Source organism: Alteribacillus sp. YIM 98480, assembly GCF_009765375.1.
GTDB lineage: Bacteria > Bacillota > Bacilli > Bacillales > Marinococcaceae > Alteribacillus.
The window spans coordinates 57,878-79,076 of sequence record NZ_VTOK01000010.1; the positions used below are offsets into that span (position 1 = coordinate 57,878).

19 protein-coding genes are annotated in these 21,199 nt (G+C 32.2%); 7 read left to right on the forward strand and 12 right to left on the reverse strand.

Going from position 1 to position 21,199, the window contains the following annotated elements:
• Nucleotides 1–123 precede the first annotated feature (123 nt).
• Together FZF09_RS13690 and FZF09_RS13695 are read left to right on the forward strand one after the other, a co-directional pair.
• Nucleotides 124–270 carry a YwzD family small protein gene (locus FZF09_RS13690; RefSeq protein ID WP_158737173.1) on the forward strand — a complete coding sequence of 49 codons (147 nt, stop codon included), beginning with the start codon at nucleotides 124–126 and terminating at the stop codon, nucleotides 268–270.
• A gap of 185 nt (nucleotides 271–455) precedes the next feature.
• Nucleotides 456–1,337 carry a glycosyltransferase gene (locus FZF09_RS13695; protein ID WP_158737174.1) on the forward strand — a complete coding sequence of 294 codons (882 nt, stop codon included), beginning with the start codon at nucleotides 456–458 and terminating at the stop codon, nucleotides 1,335–1,337.
• Nucleotides 1,338–1,401: 64 nt separating this feature from the next.
• Here FZF09_RS13695 and wecB read toward each other — a convergent pair whose 3' ends face one another.
• Nucleotides 1,402–2,487, reverse strand: coding sequence for a non-hydrolyzing UDP-N-acetylglucosamine 2-epimerase (wecB, locus tag FZF09_RS13700; protein ID WP_158737175.1), 1,086 nt, complete (start codon nucleotides 2,485–2,487; stop codon nucleotides 1,402–1,404).
• A gap of 252 nt (nucleotides 2,488–2,739) precedes the next feature.
• Entirely contained in the window at nucleotides 2,740–4,155 is a 1,416-nt protein-coding gene (locus FZF09_RS13705; protein WP_158737176.1) for a polysaccharide biosynthesis protein, read from the reverse strand.
• A 471-nt stretch (nucleotides 4,156–4,626) separates the two neighbouring features.
• Here FZF09_RS13705 and FZF09_RS13710 point away from each other — a divergent pair, with 471 nt between their 5' ends.
• A complete protein-coding gene (locus tag FZF09_RS13710; protein ID WP_158737177.1) occupies nucleotides 4,627–5,841 on the forward strand; it encodes a glycosyltransferase in 1,215 nt (404 codons plus the stop codon).
• 289 nt (nucleotides 5,842–6,130) lie between these two features.
• On the opposite strand, the gene FZF09_RS13715 is transcribed toward FZF09_RS13710, so the two are convergent.
• Together FZF09_RS13715 and FZF09_RS13720 are read right to left on the reverse strand one after the other, a co-directional pair.
• Nucleotides 6,131–6,808: an N-acetyltransferase gene (locus FZF09_RS13715; protein ID WP_158737178.1), complete on the reverse strand. Its 678-nt coding sequence runs from the start codon at nucleotides 6,806–6,808 to the stop codon at nucleotides 6,131–6,133.
• A 130-nt stretch (nucleotides 6,809–6,938) separates the two neighbouring features.
• Nucleotides 6,939–7,757: an FkbM family methyltransferase gene (locus FZF09_RS13720; RefSeq protein ID WP_158737179.1), complete on the reverse strand. Its 819-nt coding sequence runs from the start codon at nucleotides 7,755–7,757 to the stop codon at nucleotides 6,939–6,941.
• A 340-nt stretch (nucleotides 7,758–8,097) separates the two neighbouring features.
• Here FZF09_RS13720 and metK point away from each other — a divergent pair, with 340 nt between their 5' ends.
• Complete coding sequence (metK, locus tag FZF09_RS13725) at nucleotides 8,098–9,330, forward strand: methionine adenosyltransferase (RefSeq protein ID WP_158737180.1); 1,233 nt, start codon at nucleotides 8,098–8,100, stop codon at nucleotides 9,328–9,330.
• A 281-nt stretch (nucleotides 9,331–9,611) separates the two neighbouring features.
• Here metK and FZF09_RS13730 read toward each other — a convergent pair whose 3' ends face one another.
• Nucleotides 9,612–10,688, reverse strand: coding sequence for a glycosyltransferase family protein (locus FZF09_RS13730; protein WP_158737181.1), 1,077 nt, complete (start codon nucleotides 10,686–10,688; stop codon nucleotides 9,612–9,614).
• Between the two features lie 272 nt (nucleotides 10,689–10,960).
• Here FZF09_RS13730 and FZF09_RS13735 point away from each other — a divergent pair, with 272 nt between their 5' ends.
• Together FZF09_RS13735 and FZF09_RS13740 are read left to right on the forward strand one after the other, a co-directional pair.
• Nucleotides 10,961–11,566, forward strand: a complete 606-nt coding sequence (locus FZF09_RS13735; RefSeq protein ID WP_304503068.1) for an acetyltransferase — start codon at nucleotides 10,961–10,963, stop codon at nucleotides 11,564–11,566.
• Between the two features lie 367 nt (nucleotides 11,567–11,933).
• Nucleotides 11,934–13,064: a DegT/DnrJ/EryC1/StrS family aminotransferase gene (locus FZF09_RS13740; RefSeq protein WP_158737288.1), complete on the forward strand. Its 1,131-nt coding sequence runs from the start codon at nucleotides 11,934–11,936 to the stop codon at nucleotides 13,062–13,064.
• Nucleotides 13,065–13,270: 206 nt separating this feature from the next.
• On the opposite strand, the gene FZF09_RS13745 is transcribed toward FZF09_RS13740, so the two are convergent.
• The 6 genes from FZF09_RS13745 to FZF09_RS13770 all read right to left on the reverse strand — a co-directional run bounded on the left by FZF09_RS13745 (nucleotide 13,271) and on the right by FZF09_RS13770 (nucleotide 19,624).
• The gene (locus tag FZF09_RS13745; RefSeq protein ID WP_199256799.1) at nucleotides 13,271–14,356 is read right to left on the reverse strand and encodes a DegT/DnrJ/EryC1/StrS family aminotransferase; all 1,086 of its coding nucleotides are present in this window, start codon (nucleotides 14,354–14,356) and stop codon (nucleotides 13,271–13,273) included.
• 224 nt (nucleotides 14,357–14,580) lie between these two features.
• Nucleotides 14,581–15,546, reverse strand: a complete 966-nt coding sequence (locus FZF09_RS13750) for a Gfo/Idh/MocA family protein (protein ID WP_158737183.1) — start codon at nucleotides 15,544–15,546, stop codon at nucleotides 14,581–14,583.
• Between the two features lie 118 nt (nucleotides 15,547–15,664).
• Nucleotides 15,665–16,378 (reverse strand): glycosyltransferase family A protein, encoded by a 714-nt coding sequence (locus FZF09_RS13755; RefSeq protein WP_158737184.1) that lies wholly within the window; start codon nucleotides 16,376–16,378, stop codon nucleotides 15,665–15,667.
• Nucleotides 16,379–16,414: 36 nt separating this feature from the next.
• Nucleotides 16,415–17,140 (reverse strand): GT-D fold domain-containing glycosyltransferase, encoded by a 726-nt coding sequence (locus FZF09_RS13760; protein WP_158737185.1) that lies wholly within the window; start codon nucleotides 17,138–17,140, stop codon nucleotides 16,415–16,417.
• Between the two features lie 151 nt (nucleotides 17,141–17,291).
• The gene (locus FZF09_RS13765; protein WP_158737186.1) at nucleotides 17,292–17,975 is read right to left on the reverse strand and encodes a glycosyltransferase family 2 protein; all 684 of its coding nucleotides are present in this window, start codon (nucleotides 17,973–17,975) and stop codon (nucleotides 17,292–17,294) included.
• Nucleotides 17,976–18,316: 341 nt separating this feature from the next.
• Nucleotides 18,317–19,624: a nucleotide sugar dehydrogenase gene (locus FZF09_RS13770; protein ID WP_370514460.1), complete on the reverse strand. Its 1,308-nt coding sequence runs from the start codon at nucleotides 19,622–19,624 to the stop codon at nucleotides 18,317–18,319.
• A 392-nt stretch (nucleotides 19,625–20,016) separates the two neighbouring features.
• On the opposite strand from FZF09_RS13770, the gene FZF09_RS13775 reads away from it, so the two are divergent.
• Entirely contained in the window at nucleotides 20,017–20,703 is a 687-nt protein-coding gene (locus tag FZF09_RS13775; protein WP_158737187.1) for a galactosyltransferase-related protein, read from the forward strand.
• A gap of 89 nt (nucleotides 20,704–20,792) precedes the next feature.
• Here the strand turns inward: FZF09_RS13775 and FZF09_RS13780 are convergent, their stop codons facing one another.
• Nucleotides 20,793–21,158, reverse strand: coding sequence for a M67 family metallopeptidase (locus FZF09_RS13780; RefSeq protein WP_158737188.1), 366 nt, complete (start codon nucleotides 21,156–21,158; stop codon nucleotides 20,793–20,795).
• Nucleotides 21,159–21,199 lie beyond the last annotated feature (41 nt).

Sequence of the window (21,199 nt, forward strand, 5' to 3'; positions counted from 1 at the left end):
TTCGACTTACTTAAGAGGGATTTCTAATGTTTCAGACACAAAAAGGTAATATCCGTTCTAGCCGTTGCTCAATTACATGAACCTCATACAATAACGTATGTTCTAATAAAGGGAGACTAAATAATGAAAAATTCCTTTAATGGTTTTGATAAAGAGCAATTATTAAATATTCTTCTGTACGCCTATGTACTTGGAGAAAAAGATAAAAAAATGACACCAAAAAAAATGGTCAGAGCCCTCAGCGATAAATTGAAACCGTTTTATGAATAATATCTTTGATAATAAATGGATACCAACGAAAAAATTAAATTCCAATAAAAAATATATTCAAGCAGTTTCTTGTTTGACAACGTACTAACTTTCGGAGGGTTCTTGGTTTTCACTTCCCCCTCACGATCCTTTTTTAACTGACATAATATATTTAGGAAACGTTCTATAATGGAGTGAATAAACTTATGAAAACATCCTCACCTGAGATTTCCATTATTTTTCCTGCTAAAAACGAAGAAGATAATGTCAAAAAAACACTTAATTCGTTATTTTCAAGCCATACTAACCATAAATTTGAAGTTATCGTTGTAGATGATGGATCAAGCGATGGCTGTTGTGATTTTCTTAAACATTATTCAAAACGCCATTTCGTAAAACTTATTCGTACAGAAGGCATAGGAGCAGCCAATGCAAGAAATCTTGGAGCAAAAAATGCCAATGGAAAATATCTTGCCTTTTGTGATGCACACTTATTTTTTAATAACTTATGGATCGACAAGTTATTAGCGCCCTTAAAATCTAGCAAAACAGACGCTATATGTCCAGGGATTGCAGATGTGAACAATCCATCTTCAGTCGGTTATGGACAGACACTTAAACCAAACCTTGTAATACGGTGGAATAAAAAACATATAAATTTAGCAGAAACGGCTGTAGTACCAGGCGGATGCTTTATGATTTCTCAATCTACCTTTAATGATGTGGGTGGATTTGAGACAGGTTTTAAAACTTGGGGATATGAAGATATCGAGCTTTCTATCAAACTTTGGTTATTTGGATATAAGTGCAGTGTACTTTCAAGTGTGAAGGTTTTACATGTATTTAGAAAATCCCATCCCTATCAGTTAAGCAATGAACATATAAATTATAATTTAATGAGGATGGCGTATTCTCACTTTAATCAAACTCGTATTAAGAAATGTAAAAAGTTAATAAAAAAAGGAGATCCTTCAAAAATAGAAAAAATGGTGCTTAAAGATGGGGTATTAAATCAAAGGAATACTTACTTCACAAAAAGAACCTATGATGATAACTGGTACTTCAAAAAATTTGGTGTATTGTTTTAATATTTAACAAAAGGAAACCACTTCCAATAATTTTTTAATTAAAAAAGAAACGTAATTATAATACCTAATGTTTACCTGTTTTTTTACACAGAATTTTATAAATAGTTTCAGAGGTATCTCCGTTACCAAACAGATTGGGATACGCTTTTGGTACTATAGTTTTTCTCACTACATCTAAGATAGTTTGTGAATCAGAAACACCAGTTACATGATTCCAACCTGCTTGAACAGTTTCTATCCACTCCGTTTCATCCCGTAACGTAATACATGGAGTACGTAGCATATATGCCTCTTTTTGAACACCTCCAGAATCAGTCAAGATCGCTTTTGCATGGCTTTCAACAGTTAGCATATCGAAATAGTTTATTGGCTCAATTACTTTTATATTTTTAGATGATAATAAATCCAATAGGTTCCAATGTTTGATTCTTTGTTTAGTACGAGGATGTAGAGGAAAAACAATATTCTCGTTTAATTGTGTTAATACTTTAAGCAGCGTTCTAAGACGATGAGGGTCATCAGTATTTTCTGCCCGATGAACCGTGACGAGATAGTAATTTTTAGGTTTAATATTCAACCTAGCACATATATTAGATTGATGAAGTGCAATAGATTTATAATGGAGAATTGCATCGTACATAATATCACCGGTCATATACACTTCATTCCGTATTCCCTCCTTCTCTAGATTTTCTACTGCAGTTTGTGTGGGACAGAATAACAATGTTGACATGTGATCAGTAAGTACACGGTTAATTTCTTCAGGCATTTTCTTATTAAAACTTCGTAATCCGGCTTCGACATGTGCCACAGGAATATGATGCTTTGAAGCCGCTAGACTCCCGGCAAGTGTTGAGTTAGTATCTCCATATACTAGGACTATATCTGGCCTTTCCGATAAAAGAACTTCCTCTATCTTTGATAACATTCTTGCCGTTTGTTTCCCTTGTTTATCAGAACCAATTCCTAAATTATGATCCGGTTTTGGCAGTGCTAGTTGAGAAAAAAAAGCGTCCGACATATTGTGGTTATAGTGTTGCCCTGTGTGAACGATAACTTCCTTAATAATTGATTGTGATCTAAGTTTCCTAGACAGCATACAAGCTTTTACAAATTGAGGTCTCGCTCCAACAACAGTTAGTATTTTCAAACCTTGTTTGCCCTCCTAAGTTTGATTTTAGTAAAGTACATTTACCAATTCATATTGTTTATATATTTGGTTATGAAAAGGAAAAAATATTGATAATTGTGACACTCAAGAGTACTATGAACCTAGTGAATTGGTAGCTTTCTGCTACGAGGCGTATAAACTCCTAATATAAGAGGTTAACAACTCACTAGGTTGTATCTAAAAATATTATTTCTATATAATAAAATAATGCTTTCAAATAATAATATTACATTATTGTTTAGTAACTCCATTTTGTATAATTCGTGTAAGAATGGAACGTAACTTTACTGGAGAATAGATAGATTTCTTAAGTTCTTTTAAATTTTCTTTAAAATGAGTACCATTAATAGATCTAGGTTTTGCTACAACGATATAAGGATGATCCGTAGATACTATCTTCTCACTATCATAAAAAAGAGATTCAATTAATTTTTCTCCTGGTCGAACACCAGTGAATTTAATTTGAATATCACTATCTGGTTCATACCCAGATAAGCGAATGAGATTTTTGGCCAAATCAAGAATCTTTACTGGTTCACCCATATCTAACACAAATATTTCTCCACCTTTTGATAAAGACCCAGCTTCTAAAACCAGTAGAACTGCTTCTGGAATGGTCATAAAATAACGAACCATATCAGGATGTGTAATCGTTACAGGCCCACCAGCCTTTATTTGTTTTTTAAATATAGGAATCACACTTCCACGACTCTCCAGTACATTCCCAAATCTCACAATGGAAAATTTGGTTAATTTATTTTCCGAAAATTTTTGAATTACCATTTCTGCAACTCTTTTTGTCATACCCATAACATTAACTGGATCAACAGCTTTATCTGTTGAGATAAATATAAAACGTTCTGTCTTAAAACGAACAGCTGCTTCTGCAAGAATGTTTGTTCCAATAATATTGTTACGAACTGCTGCTCCTTCATTCCGTTCCATCAAAGGTACATGCTTGTGTGCAGCGGCATGGAACACTATCTCGGGTTGGTGTTGTTGAAATATTTTTTCTATATATTGTTTATCTTGTATATCCGCAATAATAAAATGTGTCTTAATATGAGGAAAATTATTAGCCATATTCAATTCGATGTTATATATACTATTTTCACCGTGACCAATTAATATTAGTAGCCGTGGTTGAAATGTTGCAACCTGGGATACTAATTCACTACCAATGGACCCTCCTGCTCCGGTAATAAGTATCGATTTATTTTTCAAATAGTTTTTTAACCTGTTCGTTGGTTCGATCATTTCTCTTCCTAGAAGATCCTTAACATTAATATCATAAATTTGGTCAGCTATAATTTTACTATCCAACAAATCCTTTTCACGAGGCAAAAGCTTAATTCGAACGGATGTTTTTTTACATTGATTTACGAATTTTAGAAGTACAGATTGTTCTACAGAGGGCATAGCTATAATAACGTCTGATATGCGGTAATCATTTATTACTTCCGGAATTTCGGAGATTTTTCCTAGTACAGGAACTTTGTTTACTTTAATGTTTTGCTTTTTAGGATCATCATCAATATAACCAATTATGTTGTATTTGGACTTTTTTGTTTGTAGAATCTGTTGTCCCAACAAAGTTCCAGCCTCTCCTGCTCCAATTATTAAAGTTCTGCGTGTAGGGTGATTCATTCATTCTGTGCACCTACCTTATATTTTTCATTTACTCTATATTATTTAAAATAGAAATCTTTTGTTTCGGATAAATATCTATTTAAAAAAAAATGAGCTATAGCCTTCTAGACAAATTATAAGAAAAGTATGGTTCAGCTATATTTTGTTTCAATGAACTTGGATATGTTCTTTTACAAGAGAAATATTCACCATATGAGTTAAGGATCGTGTTCTACTTTGGTCAAGCTTTCAAGACAATAATGCCTTTTTACCCCATGCAGTATAAAATTGAACCAATTGTTGTTTGTCACGAATACAACCCTTTATGCTTTCAGGAATGGACTCCCATATATATCCACCCAGTACACCAATTATTTTAAACCTCCATATAATGGAAGCAAAATTATATAAAAAATCACCAGTAAAAATGAATAATATAGGTAGTTATTAAGTTAAGGTTATAACTTATACAAAAAAGGAGATTATAAAATGAGAAAAGTGTTATTTATAAGCTATTTTTTTCCCCCTATTGGAGCCAGTCAAAGGAGTTTAAAGTTTGTTAAATACCTCCCAAACTTTGGATGGTCCCCTATTGTTCTTGCTCCTCAAAAATCAAATTACTTTCGTAAGGATCTCACATTGGAAAAAGAAATCCCTAAAAATTGTAAAGTCATTAGACTTCCTTCTTGTGAGGAGGTACCGGGAAATCCATATGTAAGACATCAAGATTTAAAGAAAGGTTGGTATCCTCTTACAATTAAAAAAGGAACTCAACTAATTAAATCTCAAAACATTGACATGATATATACCACTGCTGCTCCATATGTATCCCATCTAGTAGGGTTACAAATAAAAAAACTTACTAATAAACCATGGGTAGCTGATTTTAGAGATGAATGGACTACCAATCCTTTTTTTAAAGCTGTAGAAGGTAGATATTCATCAGACCTGTTAAGAATGAATAAACGTTTTGAAAAACAAGTTTTAAACTCTGCAGACGGAATTATTTCTGTTAGCGATTCGATAACAGATATATTGTGGAAGTTGTCAAAAGAAAAAACAAAAGAAAAATTTCATACAATAATGAATGGTTATGACCCCGCTAATTTTCAACGTTTGAAGAAACATCCAAAGACTCAAAAGTTTACAATTTGTTATATGGGCTCTTTATATGGAATTCGAAAGGCTTTTGCATATAAATTCTTCGATTTGTTACAAAAAGCAATCGCTGAAAAAAGGTTACCTCAAAAAGAAATCGAATTGTTAATGGTAGGGGCTCCATTGAAAAAAAGAGGAGATAATTTAAACAAAATAGTGAAAAATACTGGGTACGTTAACCACTATGAGGCTTTAAATAATGCTTCTTCTGCAGACCTTATGCTTCTATTTATAGACCCAAAAGAAGGTGGTCAAACAGTGACTAGTAAAGTTTTCGAATTAATAAACTTAAAAAAACCTATATTAGCTTTAGTTCCACCAAAAGGCGTAGCTGCAAATATAATCCGAAATACAAAGACTGGCATCGTAATTGATTCTGCTTCTCCTGAAAAAGCAATACCTTATTTAATAAAATATTTTAAATATTGGAAAAAAGGCAGATTGAACATTTCTCCAAATATTAATGAAATTGCAAAATATGATCGTTCAAAACAAACTAAAAGACTCACTGAAATTATGAACTCTATTTTGTCTAGCAGCACTTAATCCTTCATTAGCTATCTCAAATACTCGAAAAATATTAATTAATAGGATGTTCGTTTCATTACCTGGTTTACTACAAATAATTAACCAAAAGCCAACTCTATACTCATGTCTATGGACGAAATTTAAGCCTTGCTTAAATTTCGTCTTATTTTATAGCCCTGAATCTTTTGCACCTTCATATGTAATTAAATTGATGTAATCATAGCCACTTTTCATATATATAAAAAAAGTACCCCCTCCACATAAAATCAGCAAATAATTGTGATGGGATACGCTCTAGAAGAGAGAATTATCTTATTTTTTTAATAGGCACTCCAGCAACCACTTCACTATTTTTCACATTTTTAGTTACGACTGCACCAGCCCCTACAATAGAATATGCACCAATAATAACACCTGGTAAAAGGGAAGCGTTATTCCCTATTTTTGCTCCTTTTTTTATAATCGGACCTTTTAATTCATAATCTTTTGCCCCCATGTATTTGTCATTTGACATGGAAACACATGGACCTAAAAACACATTATCCTCAATAACAGTATTGCCTGTGACATAAGCAAGCGTTTGAATCGTGCAACTTTTTCCAATAGTACTATTTAACTCAACAATTGCAGCCCTTCCAACAACAGACCCTTCCCCAATCATGACATTTTCTCGTATACTTGCGTGATCCCCAACAAATACATTTTCAGCTATTTTAGTACCAGCATATATAGATACAAGGTTTCCTATTTTTGTATTCTTCTTTAAAATAAGTTGATCATTAGAAGCAAATGAGTTTCTCATTTTTTTATTTCCACTCGGTTGAATACCTAATACACAATTAGAATTGATACTGACCTCATTTTCAATACGAGTACCTTTTAAAATAACGGTATTGTGGCCGATAGTTACTCTTTCTCCTATTTGAACCCCTTCTTCAATTACTACGTTTTTACCAACCTTTGCACTCTCCGGAATATGAGTCATAAGAAAACTACCACCTTCATGGTTTTTAAGATAGAAATTCAGGGATTATCATATTTTATGAGAAAATTTATGAACTTAGTCCTTATTTAATTTTTTCTCCAAAGGAAAAAATCCAATTTACTCTTGATTTTCACAAATCAGTAAGCTTAACATCCAGCCCCAATTTATTAATAAGTGTTTTATTGGATAATAAAACTAGATCATTACACCTTTTATCTGAGGCAAAATATTTTTTTACATTCTCTAAGTTTAATGACTTTATTTTTATCAAGTTATTATCTCTTCCAATTGGATATACATAAAATTTTTTATCCAAAAACCTTAAAAATTGTTCAACATTTATTCCTACTCTCTCTAAATAGGCAATATTAAATTCAATACACCCTGCCGATCCATTACAAGTTTTCAGAGTATTAAGCATTCCTTTTAACACATTCCATTCATAACCCTCTACATCAATCTTGAAAAGTAGTGTATCTTTTGCAAAAGATCGTTGTGAAAACAATTGGTCAATTTTCACACTGTTTACTTTCACTTTTTTTTGTGGGCGAACTCCTGTTGAGAATACTGATGAATCTCCCGATCTTTGATTAATATAGAAATTTCTGAATTTTGAGTTTTTATCTGATGCAAGGGCATATATTATCTTTATTTGATCTCCGTTTGGATGTTTTGTCAATGTTTGATTAATATACGGACTAAGTTTAGAATTTGCTTCTATCCCTGTTATTACAGTTTTTGGGTGATATTGAGTTGAAAATAGAACTTCTCCGTAATTTAAACCAACATCAAAAACAACGGTAGGATTTAATTTCTTAACGGCTCTTCTCCAAAAATTAACCACTCGAGGTTGTGAAAATCCATTTGTTCTAATTAAATCTTTGCCTTTTTTATCGTTTTCATCTACATATATTACATTGTTACATCCCGATATTAAGACTTTTTTCAATTTTAGCTTCTCCTCCCTTAAGGAAATATGCCCTAATAATAATTAATATCTCAATAAAAAACAGACTATCGACGTTTTTAATCCTTATCATTGTATGATGGACTGTTTTATAAAGTTATTAAATTAATAGAAAAATGAATAGAATAGGCTTAAATAGAATCCATTTATATTTATATATATGTACAGTTTCACTGAAAAAAGACTTTAGCTGATACCAGACCCTACATTTAAACATATACTAAACCAATATGCGGAGGTACCTCATAAAATAGGTTCTCAGAATTCAAAAAAATAAATGACTATAGAAGAATCACCACAAATAGAAAGGAGAGAAACAAGTATGAGAAAACCTTTTACAGGATTTATAACATCCGAATCAGTTTCAGAAGGCCATCCTGATAAAATATCAGATCAAATTAGTGATGCAATACTAGACAACATCCTAGAACAAGACTCTCATGCCAGGGTTGCATGCGAGACTTTTACTACTACGGGAATGGTATTAGTTGGCGGCGAAATAACTACATCTGCATATGTTGATATCCCCAAGATTGTTAGAAAGACATTAGATGATATTGGGTATAATAAATCAGATTATGGTATCGATTCTAAAACTTGCGCTGTTTTATCAACTATTGATGAGCAGTCTCCAGATATTGCAACTGGTGTCAATACTTCATTTGAATCAAGAAGTTTAAAAGACAATCAACCTATAGAACCTAATCTAAATATTGGGGCAGGAGACCAAGGGATGATGGTTGGTTATGCTACCAATGAAACACCATCTTATACGCCTATGCCAATTACAATAGCTCACCAGTTGGTTAGAGAAGCAACAAGGCAAAGAAAGTTAAAAAAGTTAAAATGGGCAAGACCAGATATGAAGTCACAAGTTACTGTTAAATACTATAAGGGTGAAATTGTAAGGATTGACACAATTGTTATGTCAGTACAACATCATCCAGATATTTCGTTAGATAAGTTAGAATCTGATTTAAAACTTTTTGTTATCGAACCTGTATTAAAAAGTTTTGGCTTTAAGTATGATGACATAAAGAAAGTATTTATTAATCCATCTGGCAGGTTTGTTTTAGGAGGTCCGCATGGTGACGCCGGTTTAACTGGCAGAAAGATTATTGTTGATACCTATGGAGGCAAAGCAAGGCACGGTGGCGGGGCATTCTCAGGTAAAGATCCTACAAAAGTTGACAGATCCGCCGCTTATGCAGCACGGTACGTTGCTAAAAATATAGTAGCTTCAGGCCTAGCAGATGAGTGTGAAATACAATTATCCTATGCTATAGGTGTAGCTAATCCCATTTCCATAAATATTGAAACTTTTGGTACAGGTAAATTTCCAGAAAGTAAACTAATCGAGGCAGTTCGAAATGTGTTTGATCTAAGACCTGCTGGTATTATAGAAATGTTGGACCTAAGAAGACCGATTTACAGACAGACTGCTGCTTATGGACATTTTGGCAGAACAGATGTGGATCTCCCTTGGGAAAAGTTAGATAAGACAGAAACATTATTGAAAATTCTTTCAAGTGAGGTTGATAGCAAAGACAACTAAATTTGGTAACACAAACTTTAGTGGGTTTTTAGCATAATACATTTAAATTTTGCTTCTCCTAAAGGACCTCTGCCTTTTTCCCAGAGAGATGCTACAACTTTTCGCACAAACTCTGCAAGCGGCCCTCGTTTAAAACAGTATAGATATTTTAATTGTCAGCTCGCGCAGGTCAATGCAGCTATCTTCATTCAAGGGGGCCACAATTAACATTTGAATTCGATTAAAACAAACTTGGAAAACTGCAATGTTCGTGAATTGGTTTATTGCTAGATTTAGTAACTTTATAAGTTTTTATAAACTGTAACAAGCTGACGAGCTATTTTATCCTGATGATGGTGTTTTGTAGCATATTTTCGGCCTTTTACTCCAAGCTTATATCGTAATTTTGGATTTTTTATTAGATTATATAATTCTTTTTCAATTGTATGTGGAGTAGCAGATATCACTGGTAATCCAGGTGGATATTTATATTTGAGATCCTCTCTTATAAACGATATAACCGGCTTTCCAAAAAGCATGCTTTCTATAGAAACCGTTCCATATATACCCAAACGAAGTTGGTCCACCACAATATCTGCTTTTTTATACCAAGTTAGTGCTTGATCATTTGTCATATTTTCAATAAGGACAAAATCAAATTTAATTACCTTTTTAAGATTTTGTACGGCTTTAATAATATACTCAGTACCTTTTACATTTCGATGTGTTGGAGCATGCACTACTAATGGCTTTTTATTATGAATATTGGGATAAAACGGAGTGAATAAAGTTTGGTCAATCGATGCTCTAATAATGTAGATCTTCTTAAAATATCCATATACGTATTCTAATAGCTCGTGATCTGGAACTATGGCTGTGTCCATATAACTAGAAATTATATTCAGTCTGGAAACAATTAATTTTTCATTAGGTTGTTTTACTATTGCGAAAGAGTTTTTCTTTTTTGCAATAGACAATCTTCTAACCTGCGTACCCCAATAATTCATGACCATTTTTTTTTTCTTCGCTTTAAGTAATGGTAAATCCTTATAAGAATACCTTGTGAATGATTGGCCAAAGTGAAAGTGAAAAATATCGTATTTAGCAATATTTTTTTTTGCGAATTTTAACATAGCCGCTTCTCTTTGTTTTTTTGGTAAGTTTTTAATAGGAGACGCTACATCTGTTGGAAATTGGAATTTTGACTGATAATAATCACAGAATGATGTATTAACCCCTAGCTTTTTGAGTGCTAGGGCTTGTGTACTCATTTGCCCCGCAGCATTATATGGTAAGTGTAAAACCCGCCCTATTTCATTTGGATTGATCGGTTCTTGTATAAGCGGAGGTTCAATCACGGTGCTTTTTATTTTTGACATGTAATTCTCCTCTCTTCATTTTTTATACATTTACTTCTAAACAAATTATATGGTGCGTAATAGTATTTAGCACAATCATAGACAAAATCTTGACCTCACTCATACGATTTCATTTTTTGTAAAACTGATACCCCCGTCTTATTTGGCTTGTTAATAATTAACCAAGGCAAAACCAATTGCATAGACTGTTCTAAAAGAAAAATAGAATAAGGGGGATTGTTCCTATAAGTAGGGATGTTAAAAACAAAGAGGAAAAGCAAAGTCTTATTATTATAGGTTTGGGAGGCCATAGCAGGGTTGTTAGTGATGTGGCTTTACGCAATGGATATTCAATTCTTGGGTATATTGATGATAAACCTCAGCCAAACCAAAGAAATTATATTGGTACTTTTAGAGATTTTATGAATTGGAAAATATATCATGACCACAAGATTTTTATTGCAATAGGAAATAATCATATTAGAAAACAACTTTCAAACAAACTTCAACATCTATCACTTTCTTACGCCACGTTAATCGATCCAACTGCAATTATCGGTAGTGATGTAAAGATTGATGAAGGAACTTTAATTATGCCCGGAACAGTTATAAATGCGAACACACGAATAGGTAAACACACAATTATTAATACATCTGCAACAGTAGACCACGATTGTATTATTGCAGATTATGCTCATCTCTCTCCTGGAGTCCATTTGGCAGGAGGAGTTAGAATTAACAGCCACGTACATTTGGGGATTGGTTCATCTGTCATCCCATCCATAACAATTGATTCACTGTCTGTGATTGGAGCAGGTGCTGTGGTCACTAATGATATTCCAAGACAAGTAACAGCAGTAGGTGTTCCAGCCAGAGTTATCAAAAAGCATCGGAATTAAACAATCTCATTAATGGGTAAACATCTATAAAATAAAGTAGTCCGCTTCCATCTTTATTAAAACAGTAAGTAATAAACCGTTTAGAGCCAAAAAATCCTGTATTGAAATACTTTTCATACGGGATTTTTGTTGACGGAAAGACTCTAAAACAGTCGTTTTACTATCATTTTGGCTTTAGATGGTAAATAAGGAGAGTATTACAAAAGAATCTGAAATCTGTAGTGAGCGAAAAATTCACACGTTTTTTCTGTTAATAGTTCAAATTGTTGTTAGTTTGTTATCAAACAATACGTTTTTACATATATTTGGTGTAAGAAATTTCATTAAAGGAAGGGTTAAACAAGTGAATAAAAATGATACTACTAAGATGATTTACCTTTCCCCGCCACATATGAGCGGAAATGAAAAACGTTTAGTTATGGAGGCATTTGACTCGAATTGGATAGCTCCTTTAGGTCCTCAAGTAAAAGCTTTTGAAAAGGAAATGGCAGAATACGTTAATACTAAGGGAGCATTAGCCTTAAATTCCGGCACAGCTGCTATTCATTTAGCTTTAAAACTTTTAAACGTCGGGCGAGGAGACACAGTTTTTTGCTCGTCTTTAACCTTTGTAGCAAGTGCAAATCCTATATTATATCTAGGGGCTGAACCTGTATTTATTGACTCGGAACCAAGTAGTTGGAATATGTCTGCGAACGCTTTAAAACGGGCCTTCATAAATGCTACAAAAAGCGGGAATATGCCAAAAGCTGTAATTATCGTTAATATTTATGGTCAAAGTGCTGATATGGATTCCCTTTTGTCAATTTGCAATTACTATAATGTTCCCGTAATAGAAGACGCTGCGGAATCGTTAGGAGCTACTTATAAAGGAAAGGTCAGCGGTACATTTGGGGAATTTGGAGTTTATTCGTTCAACGGAAATAAGATTATTACAACTTCAGGTGGCGGTATGTTAGTCTCTAATGACTTAGATGCTTTAGAAAGAGCTCGTTACATGGCTACACAGGCTCGTGATCCTGCTTTACATTATCAACACAGTAAAATCGGTTATAATTATCGTTTGAGTAATATCCTAGCAGCAATTGGAAGAGCTCAGCTTAAGGTATTAATGGAAAGGATTACATCCAGACGTCAGATATTTAATAAGTATTATACTGAGCTTCACAACATAAAAGGGATAAAATTTATGCCGGAAGCTGCATATGGTCGATCCACTCGGTGGCTAACCGCTCTAACAATAGATGAAAATCATAGTGGTGTTACTTCCACAGAGATTGTTGAATTTTTACTAAGCCAAAATGTTGAAGCACGTCCTGTTTGGAAGCCGTTACACCTACAACCCTTATTTAAAAACTGTGCGTATTATTCTCATAGTAACGAAAACGTTTCTGAAAAATTATTTACAAAAGGTGTATGCTTGCCATCAGGATCAAGCCTCTTAAAAGAAGAGCAAGAGCGGGTTATTAAATGTTTCTTAAATGCATTAGGTATATAAAGTAGTTTCAGTTCTTTATTTAAACTATAATTAAATAAAACTAGCACATAATCGTCTTGAAACAAAAAGGCAAAAACGCTGTATTGGTTTACAATCCGATATCTCAGCGTTTTTGTCTTTAAATAGAGGGATCTAGACGTACCTACACGCGATTTTAATAGTTTTTAATAATACTTTTGTCAGCAGCGTTCTATTTAAATTAACCTTTAACTTAAATATTCTTTGATCGAAAAAATAATATAATCCTGAATATCTTTAGTCATTAATGGATATATGGGGATGGCTAAAATATTTTTAGATACTCTTTCAGCTATTGGAATTTGTTTTTCTTTATACCCTAGATATTTAAAGGCTTTTTGAAGATGAAGGGGTATAGGATAATAAACAGCTGTTGCAATTTGCTTCTTATTTAAAAAAGAAGATAAAGCATCTCTCTTCTTTGTCTGAATACAATATTGGTGATAAACATGTACTCTATTTTCTTCTGGAGCAGGAATATCAACAAATTCCTTTAAATGATCAGAATACCTTTTGGCAACTTCTCGTCTCTTATCAGTCCAATCATCTAACATTTCGAATTTCACTTTTAAAATCGCAGCTTGGATTTCATCTAAACGACTATTTAATCCAATCTGTTGATGTATATATTTTTGAAGACTCCCATGGTTTCTGAGTAATTTTATTTTTTCATATAAATTTTTATTATTTGTTACTACCATCCCACCGTCACCAAAAGCACCTAAATTTTTAGACGGAAAAAAAGAAAAACAACCAACATCACCTAATGATCCTACTTTCTTTTTTTTATAGGTTGCCCCGATAGATTGACATGCATCTTCGATAATTTTTAAATCATGTTTTTTAGCAACCTTTAAAATTGGATCCATATCTGTTGGTTGGCCAAATAAGTGAACAACGATGATTGCTTTTGTTGTTTTTGTTATCGCTTTTTCTAGTAAATTTGGATTGATATTACAAGTCTTTGGATCAATATCTATAAATACTGGGACTGCTCCAATACGTGCAATTACTTCAGCTGTAGCAAAAAAAGTGAACGCTGTTGTAATAACTTCATCACCTTTCCCAATGCCCAAACCTTCTAATGCAAGCAATAGAGCATCTGTACCATTCCCCACTCCAATGGCATACGACGTATCTGAATAGGCAGCTATAGCAGCTTCTATTTCTTTCACTTTTTCACCCAATATAAAAGAACTACTTTCAAGTACATCATTGATTTCCTGTTGGATCTGAGTCTTTAACATTTCATACTCAGCCTTTAAATCAACCATAGGAATCACAGTTGCCACCCCTTTTTTCATTCATTTTTACTGGTGTATTGACCCAGAAAGGACTCTAAAATGATTGTAATACTTAAATATGAATGTTTGGCTTTAATGGGAAGAATGTTTTAAGAAAGGATCGAAATATAGTAATAACTTTTGGGTTTTTATTACTCAACAGCTTACAATTCTGTGAATCGATGAAAAATTAGATAAGTCATAAAAAGTAAGAATCAGTTCTTCATTTTAGTTGAAACTAATTCTTTTATTTTTAAAGCTACCTCTAATGATTTGCCAGCTTCATGAATTCCTATTAATGGTGCCTTATTCATATGAATAGATTGAACAAAATGAAGAATTTCTGAATGGAGGGGTTCATTACGCGGTACTAATACTTTTTCAATAATGCTTTCTTTTTTATAGGGTAAACTATTTTCAGACGTTGAATTAATACCTTGATAAATATATAAATTCCTCGTTAGACAATCAGCTTTGAAAACCTTGTCATATTCAGTAATTGTTAACAAACGAGCTTTTTCTTTAGAAACCCTGTTTGCCACTAAATTAGCAATAATTCCATTTTCAAAGGATAAGACTGCATAAACAATATCCAATTCCTCTTTATTTACTACTGCCCTGCCATCTGCAGCAATCTTCTTTAATGGACTATTTACTAAAGCTAAAACAGCATCTATATCATGAATCATTAAATTAAGGATTACATCAATGTCTATATTTCTTTGAACTTGCCCCAAACGTCTTGCTTCTATTGCTAGCATATTTTTTGGAGTAACTGCTTTATATAGATTTTGAAAAGCGGGATTAAATCTTTCAATATGCCCAACTTGAAAAATTAATTTCTTACCTTTTAACAATAATTTAATGTCTTCTGATTCTTTCAAAGATGTTACAAAAGGTTTTTCCACTAAAATATTTTTATTTTTATTAATTGCTATCTTTATTAGTGAATAATGGAAAGTAGTAGGGGTTGCGATAATAACTGCATCTACATTTACTAATAAATCTTCATAATTATTAAAAGACTTTACATTAAACTTATTTCCTACTTCACTACATTTTTGAATATCTTTATCATATACACCAACAAATTCAACATCGTTAATCATCAATTGTAGAGTTTTACAATGATTTTGTCCCATTATTCCAACACCAGCAACTCCTATCTTAATTTTGTTCATCTTTATCACCCGTGACTTCCTTGATTTACATATTTTTGTTTTACTGTATCTTCCACTTTTTCTTCACAGGATATTAAATAGACTCCTCTTTTATTAGCTATAGCTGAATCTTCATCATTTACTCACCTTTAAACTCTTTCAATATCGTACTAACTTTTGATGGATTCATTATTTTGTTTTTGTTGTTAAACTTAGAAGAAGTATTTATTGAATGGATATTAACTATAAAATTGTATCCTTTTAAAATCTTATGAGGTAACTTTATAGCATCTCTATGCTTTGGAATCGAATACCTTACCCCATTTAAATAGTCATCTGTTTTATAAATTAAAGTATAAAAAGGTGGAGAGGGGTTACTATACGTTGCCATTTGATTAGTTAAACTATTATAAACAAAACCTTTTCGATTAATGAGAACTTTGGTGTCAGTATTGTGCTTAAAATCGTACAATCTTTGTATATATGTCTTATGATACATATCATCTGAGTCTAAACGGACTAAATAAAAGTAATCATAGTGTATTATCAATTTTTTTATATGGCGGGAGAATTTGCTATTCTTCACAAATATTACATTATTGGGGACTTTATCATATTTTCTTAAAGCTTCCCTAATGAGATTTTTCGTACAGTCTTCATAACGAACCAAAGCAATAAAGTTATTATTAGTTTGATTTGATAAACTTTTCATAGCATAATTCATAAAAATATCCATACGATTTTCTATCCATTCTTTAGTTAAAACTGTTTCAGGTTGAGGTCTGGGGGGAACGTGAAACTTTCTTAATACATTAAAAGCAATATTTACAATAATTATTTTATTTTTAAGCATTAACACTATTCTCTCCTTCCCTTAATGATCTATATTTTAAAACCTCTTAGTCGGATTAGTGGCTTTTTGGTTATGATCTTCTGTTAATATAAATTTTGATGCTTTACCAAAATCAATAGCAATTTTACCAGTTAATTCGCTAATTCTTTGCGAAAGTATAACCGAGTTCACTCCACAAGAAACTAAGGCTATATCAAACTTATTTTTATTACGTAAAACAAGTTTTAACGTTCGGTTTATTTGATTATAATGGGAAAAAGGAATAGCCAGGTTAACTTTAAGTCCATAATTGTTTTGTAATGTTGTTTTTAGATTTTCTGCATTCCCATAGATTATTAGTATTTTTTTTCTTCTTAAAATTTCCCAAAAATCATGATTTCGCATTAACTCTCTATTGATGGTTGCACTACATGTTAATTTGGGTTGAATGTTATAATGACGAAAAACTTTATCTGTTAATTCACGTTTCACATGTTTAGGAGCATTAATCATATCTCCATGTTTAGGAAGAATACCAACAACATCTGCCTTTTTTATAGAGGTTACCATTCGATTTCGTAATTCAAAATTAGGAAGATCTATTCCTTTTCTTCCTTTTCTTGCACTACGTCCCCAAGGTTCTCTTAACACCCTTTTAACTGGCCACACTGATCCGTGAGCTAATACTAAATTTTCACCATCACCTATTCTTACTAAAGAAAACGGAGAGTTTTTTTGTGACGCTTTTTTTATAAGTTGTAAAATCCGCTTTGTCTCATTCAAACTAATCACTCCATTTTTGCAGAAAAAAATGGAAATCTTTTTAAATTCTGCTTTCTATAGATTATTAAATTACATGATTATTGTGTAGTTATGAGTTTGAAATTATAATATGAATACTGCTATTTTTCTGAAAATATGATTGCTCCCTCTATCAATGTTTAATAAATGGTTCATAATTGGATGTATATCTTAATTTCTTTCCATACTTTAAAAGTTGTTTGTCACTTAATTTCCAAGTGTGGTATCTTTTGTTTGCATTTCTTAAACATACATAGTTAAATCTGTCAGCGGAATATATTTTCAATCCTTTCTTCCTACATTTCACTTGAAAATCTTGATCTGACCCCTTATTCATTTTTCCAAATTTAACATACTTAAAGACATCTTTTTTTATAACTAAAGTTGCTCCTGCGACATGTTTGCTATATTTATTTTCATTATTTGGAAGATGAAGACTAAGAAGTTTTAATTGTTCAAAGTACACATAGAAACTAGTTTTTCCTACAATTGATACGTTACTGTACTTAAATGGACGAAGCATCGTTGTTAAATAATTCGGAGCATAGTAATCATCATCATCAAATTTAGCTATAAAAGAAAAACGAGATTTTTTCACTCCAAAATTCAAGCATTCTCCCAAAGTTAGCTTTTCTGTTAATTGATAAACTGTTACATTTTTGTAGCCTCTTGCTTTTTGTTTCCATTTATTAATATTCATGTTATCTTTATTCAATATAATAATTAGTTCTTTATCAGGAAGCGTTTGGCGATCATAATTTTGAAATACATTATCCAGAGCAGAATCTCTTATGGTGCAGGTAATAATTGAAACCATTGCATTCTCTCCTTTAATATTTAATCACCTCCAAATATCTTGAACTTCCTGGTGGTTTATTGGTAATCTCATAAAATCAATATCATAGACATTAAAACAACATTAAATATGTTATTTACATTGGGAAATATACATTTTTTTATGTTTAAAAGGGGATCACTATACTATTCTTGACCCCTTGTTTTCCTCCTAAATTATTACATTTTGACACGTTTTTTAACCAGTACTTCAACATTCCTACTGTAAGGTACATCACACATAAGATATTGAATAAGAACTTATAATGTCAATTACTGGCTAATGCTTAGGGTTATAGAGGATTCTCTCTTTCATAGTTGTTTTTAAGAAACCCCTGTTCCTAAATGATACACTTTTGCTTTTCCACTATGCCCTCTTGTGACATTACGTGTGTCATAAACTATTTTGGCATCATTTAATATTTGTTCTATAGGAATAAGGCGGTGATCCGTAAGGATAATAACACAATCAACATCTTTTAACATTTCTTTGGTAAGAGGTACACTAGTGAGAATATCGTTATCATTTACTGTCAATTTTTCTACATACGGATCGTGATAGTATACGTTCGCCCCTTTATCCTTTAGTTTTTGAATAATTTTTATAGCGGGAGTTTCTCTTGCATCTTCAATATCTGGTTTGTACGTAACTCCATATATTAATATATTTTGATTCTTTATTGTTTTACTATTAGAAAGAATGTTAGTGACTTGATCTGTTATATAAGTGGGAAATGATTGATTTATTTTTTTTGATAATTCAATGAATTCCTGTGTTGCTCCAATTTGTTTTGCTTTAAACATTAAATATAGAGGATCTATGGGAATGCAATGCCCTCCAATCCCCGGGCCTGGATAAAATGGTTGAAACCCATAAGGCTTTGTGCTGGCTGCTTCAATAACCTCCCATACATTAATATTTAACTTATCGCATAAGATGGCAAATTCATTAATAAACGAAATGTTTATAAAACGATAACTATTTTCTAACAACTTTGTTATTTCTGCTGCTTCAGTGGAAGAAACTTTTACGACAGTATCATATATTTCACTATAAACATTATAAATTTCTTGTAAGCAACGTGTAGTTACCCCGCTAACCAATTTAGGGATTTCATTAAATTGAATTTTTTTATTTCCGGGGTCAATTCTTTCTGGAGAATATGCTAAATAAAAATCTTTCCCAACTAATAATCCATTTTGTTCTAATATTGGCTTAAAAAAATCTTTTGTAGTTCCAGGATAAGTGGAACTTTCTAAAACAACCAATTGCCCTTCTCTTAATCTTGATGTTATTGATTCTCCTGCCTTTTTTAGATAGCTTAAGTCAGGCTCATCATGTTTGTTTAATGGGGTTGATACACAAACGATTAAAATATTTTGTTTTTTAATCGTGTCAAAATCTGAGGTGGCCATAAAACGTCCTGAAGTCATAGCATTTTTAACGTGTTCATCCTCAATTTCCGAAATACAGCTCTTCCCTTGATTTAATGTTTGGATTTTATTCTCATCTATATCAATGCCTGTGACATTAAAACCTTTTTGATGAAACAATAAAGAGAGAGGCAAGCCAACAAATCCTAATCCAATAACTCCAACCTTGAGGGTGTTATTTTCAACCTGTTCAATCACTCTAAGGCCTCCTTTCGATATAAATTCCAGGTTTAGAAATTTATATGCCTTCTAATTTTCGTATTGTATACATATATAAGATATTCTGTTCTACTTTAGATGACAGTGCGTTTTACCTAAATAAGATAAATCCTTTAATTAATGGGGATGATAGTTCCTATTACATAAAAAACACTATTCTTATTTAAGAACAGTGTGATGAAAAAGTTATTAAATTTTTTTCTGTATCTATGAAACTATTAATTTTATATTCATTTTTTAACAAAACTTCACAGTTCTCGACCTGCTTTACTTTTTATCAAAAAAACAACTAATCACATATTATGTATTATTTACCAATAGTTTATATAAAAGAAAACCCTACAATATTGCCCTTAGGTGGTGAAAAACTCTTGATATCAATATTAATACCTTTTCAAACGGATAACGGTCCAAGAGAGAAGGCTTTTAAATGGGTCAGACAATTTTATTCAATTAACATGCAAAATGCAGAGATATGTGTGGGCAAATGTAATACGCCCCCATTTTCTAAAGCACATGCGGTTAATAAGGCGGCAGCAAAGGCTGCAGGTAACGTTTATATTATATTAGATGCTGACATTATCTGTAGTCCACATTTGCTCCTATACTCTCTTCAGCTTCTTAATAAATACTCTTGGATTATTCCATATTCTCAAGTCAAAAATGTCTCTAAAAGCAGTACACACACATTACTTAACACCCGACCAACTTGGCCGCTTCAGATTAATATGGATACAAAAGTAAATCATTTTGGGAAAGTACTTCCTGTCGGTGGTGTGAATGTTATCTCTAAACAATGCTTTAATAAAGTTGGAGGTTTTGATGAAAGGTTTTATGGTTGGGGTGGAGAAGATGACGCATTTGCTTGTTCCGTTAATACATTATGCGGGCATTATAAAAGATTAAACACAAGTATCTTTCACCTATGGCATCCAAAATCATCAGCTGCACGTAACCCATATTATTCAAAAAATGTAGAGCTGGCGCATAGATACTGTAACTCGTCTGGTAATAAAAGAGAAATGAAACGAATAATAAATGAACGTTCTTATTTATAGACTTTTACTCTCCTATTTCATTTGTTTTTATGGAATACTAGAAACCCAAAGGCATTAATAAACCTTTGGGTAAAAATGTGTACCACGAATTATTCATATAATTTAATTTTCATTGGCAGCACTTTTTTATTAATAATTCGAAAAGAACGCACTTTTGGTCGAGAACAGCCTAAAGAAATAATGATATATGCAGCTTCTGGATAATGAGCATTGAAAATATCTGGTTTAGAAGGATATGGAGCTGCTTTTGGATGTGAGTGATAAATACCTGTTAATGTTTGCCCGTTTTTTTCTATTAACCGAAACAGTTTATCTGTTTCCTTTTGACTTATTTCAAATGAATGTTTACTTTGTTTAATATTTTTTGTTTTCCAGAGAGCTTCGCATTTTCTATTATATCCTGATAATAGTCCGCATGCTTCTATTGGCAGTTCTTTTTTACAGTGATTAATCATATCCTCCCAAACAGCTCTTTTTATGAATACAATGTTGTTTC